Origin of the sequence: Pseudomonas sp. NCIMB 10586 (genome assembly GCF_023127895.1) — a bacterium.
Taxonomy (GTDB): Bacteria; Pseudomonadota; Gammaproteobacteria; order Pseudomonadales; family Pseudomonadaceae; genus Aquipseudomonas; species Aquipseudomonas synxantha_A.
Map to the genome: position 1 here is coordinate 54,007 of NZ_SPKQ01000050.1, position 15,380 is coordinate 69,386.

16 protein-coding genes are annotated in these 15,380 nt (G+C 60.9%); 8 read left to right on the forward strand and 8 right to left on the reverse strand.

Features of this window, described 5'->3' with window-relative positions:
- Positions 1–48: 48 nt before the first annotated feature.
- The 3 genes from E4P01_RS23800 to E4P01_RS23810 form a co-directional block, all read right to left on the reverse strand.
- Positions 49–672, reverse strand: coding sequence for an NUDIX hydrolase (locus E4P01_RS23800; protein ID WP_078820845.1), 624 nt, complete (start codon positions 670–672; stop codon positions 49–51).
- Between the two features lie 65 nt (positions 673–737).
- On the reverse strand, positions 738–1,094 hold the full coding sequence (gene queD / locus E4P01_RS23805; protein ID WP_003190259.1) for a 6-carboxytetrahydropterin synthase QueD: 357 nt from the start codon (positions 1,092–1,094) through the stop codon (positions 738–740).
- A gap of 96 nt (positions 1,095–1,190) precedes the next feature.
- Positions 1,191–2,270, reverse strand: coding sequence for a patatin-like phospholipase family protein (locus E4P01_RS23810; protein ID WP_148854446.1), 1,080 nt, complete (start codon positions 2,268–2,270; stop codon positions 1,191–1,193).
- 159 nt (positions 2,271–2,429) lie between these two features.
- Between E4P01_RS23810 and E4P01_RS23815 the strand changes: the two genes are divergently transcribed.
- Genes E4P01_RS23815 through E4P01_RS23830 form a run of 4 tightly spaced genes read left to right on the forward strand, consistent with a single transcriptional unit; the run spans position 2,430 to position 5,021 of the window.
- The gene (locus tag E4P01_RS23815) at positions 2,430–2,732 is read left to right on the forward strand and encodes a PepSY domain-containing protein (RefSeq protein ID WP_005786863.1); all 303 of its coding nucleotides are present in this window, start codon (positions 2,430–2,432) and stop codon (positions 2,730–2,732) included.
- On the forward strand, positions 2,732–3,043 hold the full coding sequence (locus E4P01_RS23820) for a PepSY domain-containing protein (protein WP_005786865.1): 312 nt from the start codon (positions 2,732–2,734) through the stop codon (positions 3,041–3,043). The genes E4P01_RS23815 and E4P01_RS23820 overlap by 1 nt, the downstream gene beginning before the upstream one ends.
- On the forward strand, positions 3,043–3,711 hold the full coding sequence (locus E4P01_RS23825) for a response regulator transcription factor (RefSeq protein WP_005786867.1): 669 nt from the start codon (positions 3,043–3,045) through the stop codon (positions 3,709–3,711). The genes E4P01_RS23820 and E4P01_RS23825 overlap by 1 nt, the downstream gene beginning before the upstream one ends.
- Complete coding sequence (locus E4P01_RS23830) at positions 3,708–5,021, forward strand: sensor histidine kinase (protein ID WP_078820848.1); 1,314 nt, start codon at positions 3,708–3,710, stop codon at positions 5,019–5,021. The genes E4P01_RS23825 and E4P01_RS23830 overlap by 4 nt, the downstream gene beginning before the upstream one ends.
- A gap of 128 nt (positions 5,022–5,149) precedes the next feature.
- Here E4P01_RS23830 and E4P01_RS23835 read toward each other — a convergent pair whose 3' ends face one another.
- Positions 5,150–7,297, reverse strand: a complete 2,148-nt coding sequence (locus tag E4P01_RS23835) for a methyl-accepting chemotaxis protein (RefSeq protein ID WP_032876817.1) — start codon at positions 7,295–7,297, stop codon at positions 5,150–5,152.
- Positions 7,298–7,533: 236 nt separating this feature from the next.
- Here E4P01_RS23835 and E4P01_RS23840 point away from each other — a divergent pair, with 236 nt between their 5' ends.
- Complete coding sequence (locus E4P01_RS23840) at positions 7,534–8,853, forward strand: Na+/H+ antiporter NhaC family protein (RefSeq protein ID WP_164366002.1); 1,320 nt, start codon at positions 7,534–7,536, stop codon at positions 8,851–8,853.
- 123 nt (positions 8,854–8,976) lie between these two features.
- Positions 8,977–10,656 (forward strand): methyl-accepting chemotaxis protein, encoded by a 1,680-nt coding sequence (locus E4P01_RS23845; RefSeq protein WP_078820849.1) that lies wholly within the window; start codon positions 8,977–8,979, stop codon positions 10,654–10,656.
- A 4-nt stretch (positions 10,657–10,660) separates the two neighbouring features.
- Here E4P01_RS23845 and yegQ read toward each other — a convergent pair whose 3' ends face one another.
- Positions 10,661–11,974, reverse strand: coding sequence for a tRNA 5-hydroxyuridine modification protein YegQ (gene yegQ / locus E4P01_RS23850; protein ID WP_216091018.1), 1,314 nt, complete (start codon positions 11,972–11,974; stop codon positions 10,661–10,663).
- Between the two features lie 171 nt (positions 11,975–12,145).
- On the opposite strand from yegQ, the gene E4P01_RS23855 reads away from it, so the two are divergent.
- Positions 12,146–13,213, forward strand: coding sequence for an AI-2E family transporter (locus tag E4P01_RS23855; RefSeq protein ID WP_005786879.1), 1,068 nt, complete (start codon positions 12,146–12,148; stop codon positions 13,211–13,213).
- 3 nt (positions 13,214–13,216) lie between these two features.
- Here the strand turns inward: E4P01_RS23855 and E4P01_RS23860 are convergent, their stop codons facing one another.
- The 3 genes from E4P01_RS23860 to E4P01_RS23870 all read right to left on the reverse strand — a co-directional run bounded on the left by E4P01_RS23860 (position 13,217) and on the right by E4P01_RS23870 (position 14,279).
- Positions 13,217–13,399, reverse strand: a complete 183-nt coding sequence (locus E4P01_RS23860; RefSeq protein WP_005786881.1) for a hypothetical protein — start codon at positions 13,397–13,399, stop codon at positions 13,217–13,219.
- Between the two features lie 91 nt (positions 13,400–13,490).
- Entirely contained in the window at positions 13,491–13,685 is a 195-nt protein-coding gene (locus E4P01_RS23865) for a hypothetical protein (RefSeq protein WP_003190284.1), read from the reverse strand.
- Between the two features lie 219 nt (positions 13,686–13,904).
- Entirely contained in the window at positions 13,905–14,279 is a 375-nt protein-coding gene (locus tag E4P01_RS23870) for a hypothetical protein (protein ID WP_078820851.1), read from the reverse strand.
- A gap of 156 nt (positions 14,280–14,435) precedes the next feature.
- Here E4P01_RS23870 and E4P01_RS23875 point away from each other — a divergent pair, with 156 nt between their 5' ends.
- A complete protein-coding gene (locus tag E4P01_RS23875; RefSeq protein WP_103735439.1) occupies positions 14,436–15,254 on the forward strand; it encodes a shikimate 5-dehydrogenase in 819 nt (272 codons plus the stop codon).
- Positions 15,255–15,380 lie beyond the last annotated feature (126 nt).

Sequence of the window (15,380 nt, forward strand, 5' to 3'; positions counted from 1 at the left end):
CCCAGCCCAATCCGGTGCAGAAGCAGTGCAGCGGTGAGCCAAACTGGCTCAGTCGAACAGCGTCTGCGTGGTCTCACCCCGATGAAACGCAAAGGCCGCCTCAAGATCACTTTCAATCGTGCGCCCGCGAGACAGGGGCGGCAGATCATCCAGTGTGAAAAAACCGACTTCGGTGGTTTCAAAACCTGCCATGGGCGCGAGTTGGTCCACCCGGTCACACAGGAAGTACAACTTGTAGAAATCCCTCACATCCGGCCGGTACAAGCCCTTGGCTTTGTGCGTCACGCTGTATAACGTCCTTGCGGTGACCGTCAGCCCGGCTTCTTCGCGGATTTCCTTGACAATGTTCTCGGCCGCCGACAAACCGATGTCGGCATAACCACCCGGTAATGCCCAGCAGCCATCCGTCGACTCCCGTACCAGCAAAATCCGCTCACCTTCGATCACTGCACCGCGTACATCGATCATTGGCGTCGAATATCTCTGGGCAAAATCCGAGACCAGGCCGTTGATACGCTCCAGCGGCACGTTGCCCAATTGCGCCAGCATGGTGTGGGCGATCAGGGCAATTTCTTCCAGACGTTCGCGTTCGAAATCATCGGTGCAGAAATGCAGCCCCGTGGAGGCCAGTGCCTGCAAGCGCTTGGCGTGGGCCAGCCAGGTGTTTTCCATCACGTTCTCCTGTAGGCATTTCCAAAAAAAACCACCCGCAGGTGGTTTTTCCAACACGCTACCGCTTACTCGCCGCGATAGATGCAGCCGCTGGTGCAAGTCTCATGGATGCGGATTGCACTGAGTTCCGGGAGCAGGGGTTTCAATTCATTCCAGATCCACTTGGCCAGCACTTCGCTGGTGGGGTTTTCCAGGCCGGGGATGTCATTGAGGTAGTTGTGGTCGAGGCGCTCATAGAGCGGCTTGAAAATCGCCTTGATCTCCGAGAAGTCGCGAATCCAGCCGGTATGGGGATCCAGGTCGCCGCTCAGGTGGATGGCCACCTTGAACGAATGCCCATGCAGGCGCCCGCATTTATGGCCTTCCGGTACGTGGGGCAGGCGGTGGGCGGATTCGAATGTAAATTCCTTGAAGATTTCCACAGTGTTTTCAGCTCGGTCAGGTGTCTGGCAGGCGGCGAGTTTAACAGTTTGATCAACCCTTGCGCATACCGCCCCTCGCCAGCAGGCCCCATGGGGTCAAAGGGCTTGCAAGTGTTCGCCCAATTTACCGTTATCTGCCAATGCCAGGAACTCATCCCCCAGCCGCTGGCTCTCGCTCATCGCGGTTTGCCAATATTTGTTGCGGCTCGGGTCGTCGCCCATAAAGCGCTTGAAGTCACTGCGGTCTGGCAGTTTGCCGTGGGGCAGGCGGGCCAGGTAGTCCCTGGATGGCGCCAGCAACAATACATCCTGCAAGCCTTGCGGGTTGCTGCGTCGCCACGGCAGGCCCTTGTCAAACCAGCCGGGGATGACTCGGTCGGTGAAGTGCGGGTACAGCACGATGTCATCGCCGTGATAGGGCAGGTCGAGGTGGTAGTCCAGCAGGCCGCCGTCGCGGTAGGTGCCGGCCCCGGCGCCGGGCAGGTCGCGCACGCCTTGCATGACCATGGGGATTGAGCCGGATGCCAGTAGCGCCTGGCGCAGGTTGCCCAGTTCCAGGTCGATGAAGCGCGAGGCAAAGTCCTTGAGCGGATGTACCGGCGGCGCCTGGCGCGGGTCGTGGATGATCAGCCGCTCGAAATGCCGCGACAGCCGGGCGCGGCCCCGCAGGTTATCGGCAATTACCGACGACAAGCCCAGCCCCAGCCGCCCACGGTGGTCATCGGCAAGCAGCCCGTGGCTCTTGACCACCATGATGTTCAGCCGGTAGTCGGGGTTGTCCAGCACCCGCGCATCACGGCCGGCCAGCAGGTCATCGAGCATCCGTTGGCAGCTCTGACTGACTTCGGCCATGGTCACGCCCTTGGCGAAGCGCTGCTCGTTATACAAGCGGCCCAGGTCCAGCAAGCCCTGCACCGGGTCGGGCAGGCAGGCGCTGGCAAACCGCCACGAACCAATGGAGGCGCCGATCAGCGCGCGTTCCCTTGGTGCGCGCGGCAACCAGTCACCGAACAGCGCCAAGTCCAGCCCTTGGATACCCAGGGCCTTGGGGCCACCGGCCGCACCGGGGAGGATGCCCACGTCGGCAGGCGCAAGTCCCTGCTCGCGAATACGGCTGAGCGCGCGTTTGCCTGCCTTGAGGGTCAAGGCAGGGAACTTGATATGGATGGCAGTCATACCGGTCTCTGTTGAGGCAAGCGGGGCATTATAGAAAATCTCGCTGGCAGTGGGGAAAACGGTCCGCTTGGAAATTGCCATGGTGGCAATTCAGTTTCAGTTAAGTTGCGACAGGTACCGTGACCGGCGTAGGAAAACATCATGTAACGGAGACTTATCATGAAGCGCCTCACTGTTCTGGGCGCCGCCGCTATCATCATCGTTACGGCGACCCAGGCCGCCGCGGCGGACCCTGACAAGCCACTGATCGTGCCCGCCACTGTTACTATTGTCGCTTTCGATCAATTGGAAGCCACGGCCCTGGCCCTTCACCCCGGTTCGACGCTACTGGACACCGACCTGGATGAGGAATACGGCAAGTACGTCTACGAAGTGGAGCTGCAAGATGCCGACGGCATTGAATGGGACGTTGAATTGAACGCGCTCACCGGGCAGGTTCTCAAGAATCATCAGGATACGTAATGAAGGTAAATTTACGCGTCGGCAGTCGAGTGGCGCTGGTGCTCATGATTTTTTGCTCCAGCCTGGCGGCCCGCGACCTCAACCAGGATGAAGCCCTGGCCCTGCGCCAGCAGGGCGTGATTCTGCCGCTGGAACAGCTGCTGCACCAAGCCATGGCGCGTTATCCCGGCTCGCGGCTGCTGGAGGCCGAGCTGGAAAAGAAACACGGGCAATACGCCTATGAAGTGGAATTGGTGACTACCGAAGGCGTGGTACGCGAGATCAAGCTGGACGCGACCAATGGTGTGTTGATCAAAGATGAGGAAGACTGATGCGCCTGCTACTGGTGGAAGACAACGTACCCCTGGCCGACGAACTGCTGGCCGGCCTGCAGCGCCAGGGCTATGCGGTCGACTGGCTGGCCGATGGCCGCGACGCGGTGTATCAAGGGCGCAGCGAGCCGTATGACCTGATCATCCTCGACCTTGGCCTGCCTGGCTTGCCCGGGCTTGAGGTGCTGGCGCAATGGCGCGCCGCCGCGCTGGCCATCCCGGTACTGATCCTCACCGCCCGCGATTCCTGGGCCGAGCGTATCGAAGGGCTCAAGGCCGGAGCCGATGATTACCTGAGCAAACCCTTTCACCCCGAAGAACTGTACTTGCGCATCCAGGCGCTGTTACGCCGCTCCCACGGCCAAGCCAACCAGCCAACGCTGCAAGCCGCCGGCCTGCATCTGGATGAAGGTCGCCAGTGTGTACTGCGCGATGGCGCCGAGATCCAACTGACGGCCGCTGAGTTTCGCTTGCTGCGCTATTTCATGCTGCACCCCGAACAGATTCTGTCCAAAAGCCATCTGGCCGAGCATTTATATGACGGCGAGACCGAGCGTGACTCCAATGTACTGGAGGTCCATGTCAACCATCTGCGCCGCAAACTGGGACGCAGCGTGATCGAAACCCGGCGCGGCCAGGGCTACCGATTTGGCGCCACCCCGGCATGAAGTCGATCCAGCGGCGCCTGAGCCTGGGGTTGATCAGCGTGATGGTGATCGTCGGCGTGGTACTGGCGCAGACCAGCCTCTTGCTGTTCGAAGCAGGCTTGCAGCGCTACCTGGAGGCGGGCTTGCGCAACGACAGCGAGAACCTGCTGGTGGCGCTGGTGCGCGGGCCCAACGGCGTCCAGTTGGATGAACAGCGCCTGTCGCCGGCTTATCAGCGGCCGTTCTCCGGGCATTATTTTCGTATCGACTTTGCCGATGTTCATTGGCGCTCCCGTTCACTGTGGGATCAGGAACTGCCCAGGCTCCCCGAGGCGGGGCTCAAGGGCAACCTGCAATTGGGCCCGGAAGGTCAGCAGTTGTTGGTGTTGCGCTCGGACTACAAGCGCTTTGGCAAGTTGATTTCCATCAGCGTGGCGCAGGACTACACACCCGTGCGGGAAAGCTTTCGCCTGATGCGTCAGGTGGGCCTGGTGGTGGGGGTGGTGGCGCTGCTGCTGGTGCTGGTGCTGCAACGGGTCACCGTGCGTCGCGCCTTGCGCCCGCTGGAGACGGCGCGCAACCAGATCGCCCAACTGCAGCAAGGCCAGCGCTCCCAACTCGACACTCAGGTGCCGCAGGAACTGGAACCGCTGGTGGCGCAAATCAACCATTTGCTGGCCCACACTGAAGACAGCCTCAAGCGCTCACGCAATGCCCTCGGCAACCTGGGCCATGCGCTGAAAACCCCTATGGCGGTGCTGTTGAGCGCAGCCTCCAGTGATGCGCTCAAGGATCATCCGCAGTTGAGCCAGTTGTTGCGCGAGCAGCTGGAACAGGTGCAGCAGCGCCTCAATCGCGAGCTTAACCGTGCCCGCCTGGCGGGCGATGCGCTGCCGGGTGCACTGTTTGACTGTGAAAAAGAACTACCCGGTTTGTTGGCCACCCTGCGCATGATCCATGGTGAGCACCTGGACCTCGCCTATCATGTCGCGCCGGGTCTGCATTTGCCCTGGGACCGTGAAGACCTGTTGGAACTGCTGGGCAACCTGTTGGACAACGCCTGCAAGTGGGCGGATGCCGAGGTGCGCTTGAGCGTCAGCGAGACGCCCCGGGGCTACCTGTTGGCGGTGGAGGACGACGGTCCGGGCATTCCTCAGGCCCAGCGCGACCAGGTATTCAGCCGCGGCGCACGCCTGGATGAGCAAAGGGTCGGCCATGGCCTGGGATTGGGGATCGTACGGGACATCGTTGAGGTGTGGGGCGGGGTGTTGCAGTTGCAGGAAAGTGAGCTGGGTGGGCTCAAGGTATTGATCGAGCTACCACGCCGCTAGCACTGACCCACCCCAGTTCAAAAATGTGGGAGCTGGCTTGCCTGCGATAGCATCGACTCGGTTTGCCTGAAATACCGAGGTGTTGCATCGCGGGCAAGCCCGGCTCCCACAGAAAAGCCTGGCTGCATTCAGACCCGAAACTGATCCATCAACCCCTGCTGCTGGTTGGCCAGGCTGTTCAACGCCTGGCTGACCCGCGCCGATTCATTGGCCTGTTCCGACAGCGACTCGGTTACATCGCGAATGGTCGCCACGTTGTTGTTGATCTCTTCGGCCACCGCGCTTTGCTCTTCGGCGGCGCTGGCGATTTGCAGGTTCATGTCGCTGATCACCGTGACGGCGTCGCCAATCTGGCGCAAGGCCGTGACGGCCTGGCCGACTTGTTCGACGCTGCCTTGGGCCTGGCGATAGCTGTTGCCCATGGAGCTGACCACGTCGGTAGTACCGTTTTGCAATTGTTCGATCACCAGGCGGGTTTCTTCCACCGACTCCTGGGTGCGTCGTGCCAGGTTGCGCACTTCGTCGGCGACCACCGCAAAACCTCGCCCGGCCTCGCCGGCACGGGCGGCTTCGATAGCGGCGTTAAGCGCCAACAGGTTGGTCTGCTCGGCGATGCCACGAATCACTTCGAGCACCGAGCCGATCTTCTCGCTGTTAGCGGCCAAGCCTTCCACCTGGGTCATGGCGGTGCTCATATCGGCGGCCAGGTCACCAATGTTGGCGGTGGTGCGGTCTATGACGGTCAAGCCTTCGCGCGTCGCCTGGTCGGCATCCTTCGCAGCTTGGGCCGCCTGAGCGGCACTGCGGGCGACGTCCTGGGCGGTGGCACTCATTTCATGGGACGCGGTGGCCACCTGATCCACCTGGCGATACTGCTGTTCCATGCCGGCACTGGTCTGCGTAGCAATCTCGGCGGACTGGTCGGCGGTGCCGCGGGCGTCCTGCACCGAGCGCTTTACCTCGGCAATGATCGGTTGCAGCTTGTCGAGGAAACGGTTGAACCAGCCAGCCAATTGGCCCAGTTCGTCCTGTTTGCTGTAAGCCAGGCGCCGGGTCAGGTCGCCTTCGCCGCTGGCGATGTCTTCGAGCATATGCGCAACGCCAAGAATCGGCCGAGTCACACTGCGCGCCATCAACCACACCAGCACCAAGCCAACCACAGCGGCCAGCAGGCCCAGGCCCAGTTCCAGCAAGGTGCCCTTGGCATTGTCAGCGTCCAGCTGGGTTTTCAGCGCCTCGGCGGGGGCTACCAGAACTTTTCCCGGTACATCCAGCAATACGCCCCACGACTTGCCCCCTGGGATCGGCGCAAACGGCGCCAGCACCTTGAGTTGCTGGTCGGTGCGCAGGCTGTGGGTCTGGGTGCTGTTGGCCAAGGCACTGACCAACTGCGCACCGCTGGCGGTGTCGACCTGCTCCAGGCGCTGGCTGAGTTTGCTGGCATCCGGGCTGTAGCCGGCCAGCAAGCCGGTGGGGCTGAGGATGCTGACTTGGGTCTGGCCGTCGTACAGCTTCTGGCTGGCCTGTTGGCTCACGGCCTGCAAGCTGTTGAGGTTGATGTCCACCGACAGTGACGCAATGACTTTGCCATTGACCATCAGCGGGAACACGATGCTGGTCATCAGCACGTTCTGGCCGTCGATCACATAGAAATAGGGTTCGATCACACACGGCTTGAGGGTCGTGCGCGGGCAGGTGAACCAGGCGTTGGCTTTTTCACCGCTTGGGCTAATGGAGGTGTCGGTCATGTCGCTTTCAGGCAGCGCCATTGAGGTGATCTTGCCCGGCGTTGGTTGCGACCAATACAGGGCGAACCGGCCTTTGTCATTACTACCCAGTTCCGCCTGGTTGGCGAATAGCTCGTCTTTGCCATCCAGCGCATTGGCTTCGAATACCAGAGACAAACCCAGCAGGTCGGGGTTGGCCTGTAAGGCGGCCTTGACCTGGCGGGTCAGGTCTTCACGGGTGTCGAAGGCATCGAGAAAGCGTTTCTCCGCCTGTTCGCGCAAAAACAGTACCTGGCGGGAAAACCCATGGCCGTATTGGTAGGCATCCATGAACTGCTGGCGAATGCCCAGCGCCTGCACTTCACCTTGGGCCTCAATGCGCGCCTGGGCGGCTTCGTCGAGCATCTTCATGCTGGACGCCTTGACCTGCTCCGAGCTCTGCGCCATGCGATACAGCGACAGACCCACAAGCAGGGTCACGATCCCCAGCAGGCACAGGCCCGCCAGCAGGGTGATTTTCCATTGAATGGAGAGCTGCCTGAGCGACATCGGGACATCCTTACCTGAAAGCACATGGAAACAGCTTATCGGCCGGCGCCCGTGGTTCTTTATTCAAACGACCCATTTAAACCTCAAAGCGGCGTCGTTTTTTGACATGAGCGCCTGCCTGCTGCAAAGTGCGCGCCCTCTAATAAGACCTCTTTCAAGCCTGCACGCCGGCAGCTGTTCCCATGGGCCGTGCGCGGGCATGCCTGTCTTTTATGTTTTTGCTTGAGGTAACCATGATTAACGCAGTCATCGCCGCGGTCGGCACCATGCTGGTGCTCAGCCTGTCCCGCGTGCATGTGGTCATCGCCATCATCGTTGGTGCCCTGGTGGGCGGCTTGACCGGTGGCCTGGGGATCGACGCCACGCTCAAAGCCTTCAACGGCGGTCTGGGCGGCGGTGCAACCGTCGCCTTGTCTTACGCACTGCTGGGCGCTTTCGCGGTGGCCATTGCCAAGTCCGGCCTGGCCCATGCGCTGGCAGACAAAGCCTTGCTGCTGGTGGACCGTCAGGAAGCCAGCGGCGGCAGCCACGTCAAATGGCTGTTGATCGGCCTGTTGTGGGTGGTGGCGATTGCCTCGCAGAACATCCTGCCGATCCATATTGCGTTCATTCCGTTGCTGGTACCGCCGCTGTTGTACGTGCTGACCAAGCTGCAACTGGACCGCCGCCTGATTGCCTGCGTGATGACCTTCGGCCTGATCACGCCGTACATGTTCCTGCCGGTGGGCTTCGGCAATATCTTCCTCAACCAGATCCTGTTGGCCAACGTGGCCAAGAGTGGCGTGGATATCAGCCAGGTCAACGTCACCCATGCCATGGGCCTGCCGGCACTGGGCATGGTGGTCGGCCTGCTGGTGGCGGTGTTTGTCAGCTACCGCAAAAAGCGCGTGTACGACCTGGAAAAAATCGAGCGCGTCGAGCAAGTGGCGGTGCAGTACAACCCGCTGACCCTGCTGGTGGCCGGCCTGGCGATTGCCGCGGCGTTCATCATTCAGTTGTGGCTGGACTCGATGATTATCGGTGCCCTGGCCGGGTTTTTGATCTTCTCGGTGTCGGGCATCGTGCGCTGGAGCGACACCGATGACCTGTTCACCGAAGGTATGAAGATGATGGCGATGATCGGCTTCATCATGATCGCCTCGTCAGGCTTTGCCGAAGTGCTCAAGGCCACCGGTGACGTACGCTCACTGGTGGAAGCCTCGGCGGCGTTTATCGGCCATAGCCGCGGGGTAGGGGCGTTGCTGATGTTGTTGGTGGGGCTGTTGGTCACCATGGGCATCGGCTCGTCGTTTTCCACGGTGCCGATCCTTGCCGCGATTTTCGTGCCGCTGTGCGTACAACTGGGCTTCAGCCCGTTGGCCATCGTGTGCATCGTCGGCACCGCCGGTGCATTGGGCGATGCCGGCTCGCCCGCCTCGGACTCCACCCTCGGCCCCACCTCCGGCCTGAATATCGACGGTCAGCACCACCATATCTGGGACACCGTGGTGCCGACCTTCCTGCACTACAACATCCCGTTGCTGGCGTTTGGCTGGCTGGCTGCGATGACGCTCTGACGCAAGCACTGCACCTCTACGGTGGCGAGGGAGCTTGCTCCCTCGCCACACAAGCTCGCTCCTACAGAAATCACTTACCTGGCCGTTAACCTCTCAAGTCGCCACTAACAAGAGAGAAAAGCCATGCGTCTGAGTTTGAAGGCCAAAGTCCTGGCCCTTGCCGTTGTGCCGGTGTTGCTGTTTGCCGTGGTCATCAGCCTCACCACCGTGTGGATTCTGCAGGGCCAGGCCCGCAACGAAGTGGATGAAACCCGCCAGCGCCTGCTCGACGATGCCAAAGCCACTTTGCAAGGTTATGTCGAAGTGGCCATGACCACCATCAAGCCGCTCTACGACGCAGCTGCTCCCGGCGATAGCACGGCGCGGGCGCAGGTGGTCAAGTTGCTGTCCAACACCCGCTACGGCAAAGACGGTTATTTCTTCGGCTACGACTCCGAAACCATCCGCCTGTTCAAGGGCAACAGCCCGGACGGCGTAGGCAAAAGCTTCAAGGACAACCGTGACCCCAACGGTGTCTACGTCAATCGCGACCTGGTCAAGGTCGGCAAGGACGGCAGCCACTACTTGCAATACAGCTCGACCCAACCCGGCCAGACCGAACTGGTACCCAAGCTCGGCTACACCGAATACCTGCCCAAATGGGACATGGTTATCGGCACCTCTGTGAACCTGGACGGTATCGAGGCCCAGGTGGCGGTGGTCCAGGACAAGGTCGAACAGCGTATGCAAGGCGTGCTGCTGAGCATCCTTGGCGTGGCTGTGGTGGTGTTGCTGGTGATTGCGGCGGTGGGCATGTTAGTCGCCAATACCATCCTGCGCCCGCTGAACCTGATGAAAGCCAACCTCGACGACATCGCTGCCGGTGAAGGCGACCTGACCCGCCGCCTGGCCATCACCAGCCAGGATGAACTGGGCGACCTGGCCGGTGCGTTCAACCGGTTTGTCGATAAAATCCACGGCCTGGTGCGCCAGATCACCGAAATGACCGCCCAGCTCACCGGGCTGGTGAGCCAGGTGTCCGACCAGGCCCAGCGCTCCGAGCAGGCCATGGAACGCCAGCGTCACGAGACCGACCAGGTGGCCACCGCGATCAACCAGATGTCGTCCGCGGCCCATGAAGTTGCGCGCAGTGCCCAGGGCGCTGCGGTCGCCGCGCAACAGACCGACGCCGAGGGCCAGGCCGCCAAACGCGTGGTGGACGGTAGCATCGCGCAGATTCACGCGCTGGTGAACGATATCCGCAGCAGCGGTGTGTCCCTGGACAGCCTGCAGCAGGATGTGTCGTCGATTGTCAGTGTGCTCGGTGTGATTCGCTCGATTGCCGAACAAACCAACCTGCTGGCGCTCAATGCGGCCATCGAGGCTGCGCGGGCCGGGGAGGCCGGCCGTGGGTTTGCCGTGGTCGCCGATGAAGTGCGCGCCCTGGCCAGCCGTACGCAAAGCAGCACCCAGGAAATCCAGGGCATGATCGATCGCCTGCAAAAGGGCACCGAAGCCGCCGTTGACGCGATGCGCCGCTCCAGCGATGCGGGCGAAGGCACCTCGGCCCAAGCCAACGAAGCCGGGGCGTCCCTCGATACCATGGCCCAGCTGATCGGTACCATTAACTCGATGAACGCGCAGATCGCCAGCGCCGCCGAAGAGCAGACTGCTGTGGCCGAAGAGATCAACCGCAGCGTGCATCAGATTGCTGTGGCGGTGGACAGCGTAGCGGATGAAACCCAGCTCGGCGCCCAGACCTCGCGCAGCCTCGCGGACCTGGGCCAGCGGTTGGGACAGTTGGTCGGTCAATTCAGGATCTGAGGTTCTACAAATCGCGCATCAGTAGGCCAAAACGCAGGTCCATCTCGACCGGCAAGGGCACATACACCGTGTGCCCATCCCCCGGCGCCACCTCAATGGCTTGCCCCTTGGCGTTGTGCAAGGTGGCCAAGTCAAAGTGAAAGTTGCCGGCGGGCGTCATCAATTCCAGGTGATCGCCCGCGGCAAAGCGATTCTTCACCTTGACCTCGGCCAACTCCCCGCGGCGTTCGCCGGTCAATTCCCCAACAAACTGCTGGCGCTCGGACACCGAGCTGCCGTTCTGGTAGTTCTGGTATTCGTCGTGCACATGCCGACGCAGGAAACCTTCGGTGTAGCCGCGCTGGGCCAGGGACTCCAGATTGGTCATCAAGCCGCGATCAAACGCGCGCCCGGCCACCGCGTCGTCGATCGCCTGGCGATACACCTGGGTGGTGCGTGCGCAATAGAAGTGGGATTTGGTGCGGCCCTCGATCTTCAATGAGTGCACGCCCATCTGCGCCAGGCGCTCCACGTGCTGCACGGCGCGCAAGTCTTTGGCGTTCATGATGTACGTGCCATGTTCGTCTTCAAAGGCCGGCATTTGCTCATCGGGACGGTTGGCTTCCTGTAACAGGAATACCTGGTCGGTGGGTGTGCCGAGCCCCAGCGTCGGCTGATGGTGCTGGACGATGTCGCCGGTCGCGTTCTCCACTGCCGGCGTGGCCTGGTATTTCCAGCGGCAGGCATTGGTGCAGGTGCCCTGGTTGGCGTCGCGCTTGTTCATGTAGCCCGACAGCAGGCAGCGCCCGGAATAGGCCATGCACAGGGCGCCATGTACGAACACCTCCAGTTCCATGGTCGGTACGTGCTGGCGGATCTCGCCGATTTCTTCCAGGGACAGTTCCCGCGACAGGATCACCCGGCCAATGCCTTGCTGCTGCCAGAATTGCACGCTGGCCCAGTTCACCGTGTTGGCTTGTACCGACAGATGAATCGGCATCTGCGCGAAATGCTGGCGCACCAGCATGATTAGCCCAGGGTCGGACATGATCAGCGCATCCGGGCCCATGGCGATCACCGGCGCCAGGTCCTTGAGGAAGGTCTTGAGCTTGGCGTTGTGTGGCGCAATGTTCACCACCACATAGAAACGCTTGCCTTGCGCATGGGCTTCCTGGATGCCGAGGGCGAGGTTGGCGTGGTCGAATTCGTTGTTGCGCACGCGCAGGCTGTAGCGTGGTTGGCCGGCGTAAACCGCATCGGCACCGTAGGCGAAGGCGTAGCGCATGTTTTTCAGGGTGCCGGCGGGAGCGAGCAGTTCGGGGGCAATCATCGGGGGCATGGGCGTGGGTCGCAAAAAGGCGCGAGGGTAGTGCAGGGGCGGTCATGGTTTATTGACCCAGGTCTAAACAAGCCGATCTATGCTTGTTCGATAAACAAGGGCACTCCCAGGTTTCGCCGCGGACTAAGCAACAGGGCTGACACCGGCCCGGCTTTCTCATATGGACCGGACATGAATCAAACCAACCTGCAATTCAAAACCCTGCTGCTATTGCTGGCGCTGGTGACCATCGCCTTTATCTGGATATTGCTGCCGTTCTATGGCGCGGTGTTCTGGGCGGTGATCCTCGGCATCATCTTCGCGCCGATGCAGCGCCGCCTGCAGCAGCGCTTCAGTTGGAACCGCAACCTGACCTCCCTGACCACCTTGATGGTGTGCCTGGTGATCGCGATTCTGCCCGTGATCATTACCAGTGCGTTGCTGGTTCAAGAGGGGGCCACGCTGTATAAAAACGTCGAAAGCGGCAAGCTCGACGTGGCCGGTTATATCGAGCAATTCAAGAACTTCCTGCCGCCGTACTTCCAGCAACTGCTCGATCGCTTTGGCATGGGCAACCTGGAAGGGCTGCGCGAAAAGGTGGTCAAGGGGGCGATGCAGGGCAGTCAGTTCTTCGCTTCCCAGGCGTTCAGCTTCGGCCAGGGCACCTTTGATTTCCTGGTGAGCTTTTTCATCATGCTGTACCTGCTGTTCTTCCTGCTGCGCGATGGCCCCGAGCTGGTGCGCAAGGTGCGCACGGCGGTGCCATTGGCCGAGCCGCAAAAGCGCCGCCTGCAACTCAAGTTCAACCGGGTGGTGCGGGCCACGGTCAAGGGCAACGTACTGGTGGCCGTGACCCAGGGTGCGCTGGGTGGTTTGATCTTCTGGTTCCTGGACATCCCCAGTGCGTTGCTCTGGGCGGTACTGATGGCGTTCCTGTCCTTGCTGCCGGCGGTGGGCGCAGGGATTGTCTGGGCGCCAGTGGCCGTTTATTTCCTGTTGAGCGGCGCCATCTGGCAAGGCGTGGTGCTGGGGCTTTTTGGTGTATTCGTGATTGGCCTTGTGGACAACGTGCTGCGTCCGGTCCTGGTGGGCAAAGATACCAAGATGCCGGACTACCTGATCCTGATCTCGACCCTGGGCGGCTTGTCGGTGTTTGGCCTCAACGGCTTCGTGATCGGGCCGCTGGTGGCGGCCTTGTTCATGTCGTGCTGGGCGTTGTTCGCCGAAACCAAGCCGCGGGTCAAGTTGCCCTTGCCTTAGGTCTCAGGCCTGGAGCCTGAAGTCGGCCGCCAGCCGGCGTTGTGTTTCGGCGTCAGACAACGAAGTGAGCGGGCCGCTGATAGGCTCGCCATCACGTACCACGTACCAGCAGGCAAGCAAGCCGAGCTTGCGCAGAGGGGTGGGAACGGCGCTACCGATGACAGACATGATTTGAACAGTGGGCATAAGGACCTCCAATCGCTATGGAGGCCACCTTAAGGGGTGTCGCTATCCAGGAAAAATCACCTGGCTCGATAGTCGACATCAACGCCAGGCGTTAATCCACCACCTGGTCGAGCATGTTCACCACTTCGTGTTCACTGAGCAGCCCCTTGCGCACCAGGTTTTCAGCCAACAGCGCCAGGAACTTCGCGCTGCGATGGCCTTCAAGGTGCTTGAGCTCGGTCAAGGCGCTGTAGACCTTGCTGGACGTGCAGAGGCCGGCGGTGCGGTGCGGATTCTGGGTGGGCATGTTCGTTCGTCCTTAATTGTTATTGGTGGACCGGGTCGATAGTGAGACTGTTTTATGACGCAACCATGACAGCGCACGCCTGGGCCGATCAAGAGGATATGCGACTCTTGTACTGTGGGATTGTCGTCATAGCGACATTGGCAGGATTAAACCGGACGTTCCAGGCAAAAAAAGGCCCCGCATGTGGGCGAGGCCTGTTCCACTCAAGTCAATTGAAACTTACCAACCGTGCCGGTAGTAGCCGTGGGGAGGGCCGTAGTAGCCGCGAGGCGGGCCATAATAGCCACGGGGAGGCCCGTAGTAGACCGGCGCCGGGCGATAGTAAACCTGCTGCTGCACGTACACCGGTGGTGGCGGCGCGTAATAGACCGGCGGTGGGGCGGCATACACTGGCTGCGGTTGCACATACACCGGCTGTTGCACATAGACCTCACGAGGCTGGCTGGCAACCACGGAGCCGACGACTGCCGCGCCCACAAGTGCACCCAACACTGCCGGGCCACCCCAACCACCACCGTGGGCGGAGGCTTGGCCGGCCATCGCAAGTGCGCCGATAAGCAAGGCGATTCTGGGGATTTTACGCATCATGGTCATTCCTCGGTTAGCCCCTGCGCTTGTGGTCTGCAATCAATAGACCCAAGGATTGTCGCGGGGATACTTTTAAGACAACGTATTTCAAAAAAACAGCACGGCCAGTAGGTAAAGGTTGTGTAAGGTCTGTACCGATTTGCTTACTTCAAGGAGTTACCCATGCAGATGCATCCCAACAAGGACACCCAGCTGTGCATGTCGCTGTCGGCGCGCCCTGGGAACTTTGGCCTGCGTTTTCATAACCATCTGTATGAACAGCTGGGGCTGAATTTCTACTATAAAGCCTTCAGCAGCCAGGATTTAGCCGGCGCGATCGGTGGCATCCGAGCCTTGGGTGTGCGGGGTTGTGGGGTTTCCATGCCGTTCAAGGAGGCGGCCATCGCGCTGGTGGACGAACTCGACGATTCGGTTCAAGCCATTGACTCGCTGAACACTATCGTCAACACCAACGGTCATCTCAAGGCTTACAACACCGATTACATTGCTGTCGAGCAACTGCTGAAGAAGCACGCCGTGCCGAAAGATTCCACCTTCGCCCTGCGTGGCAGCGGCGGCATGGCCAAGGCGGTGGCCAGCGCCTTGCGTGATGGCGGTTATGCCAACGGTGTGATCGTAGCGCGCAATGAGGTGGCGGGCCGGGCATTGGCCAGCAACCTGGGGTATGAGTGGCAGGCGGACCTGGGCGACCTGCGTCCACAAATGCTGATCAATGTGACGCCCATTGGTATGACAGGCGGGGCCGAGGCGGATGCATTGGCGTTCGATGCCGACGCGATTGATCAGGCAGAAACTGTTTTTGATGTGGTGGCAATTCCGGCTGAAACACCGTTGATCGTGCGTGGCCGTGCCAAGGGCAAGCGGGTGATTACCGGGTTGGAGGTCATCGCGATCCAGGCATTGGAGCAGTTTGTGCTTTATACAGGCGTGCGCCCGACTCAGGAGCAGTTCGAGGCGGCAGTAGCCTTCGCCCGAAGCTAAAAACTTACACAAATCCACTGTGTGTGTGGGCTTGCTCGCGAATAGGGTGTGTCAGCCAATGGATTCTTGACTGATGCACCACTATCGCAGCATGGGTATCTACACATCTTTTGGTACGGCGCTGTA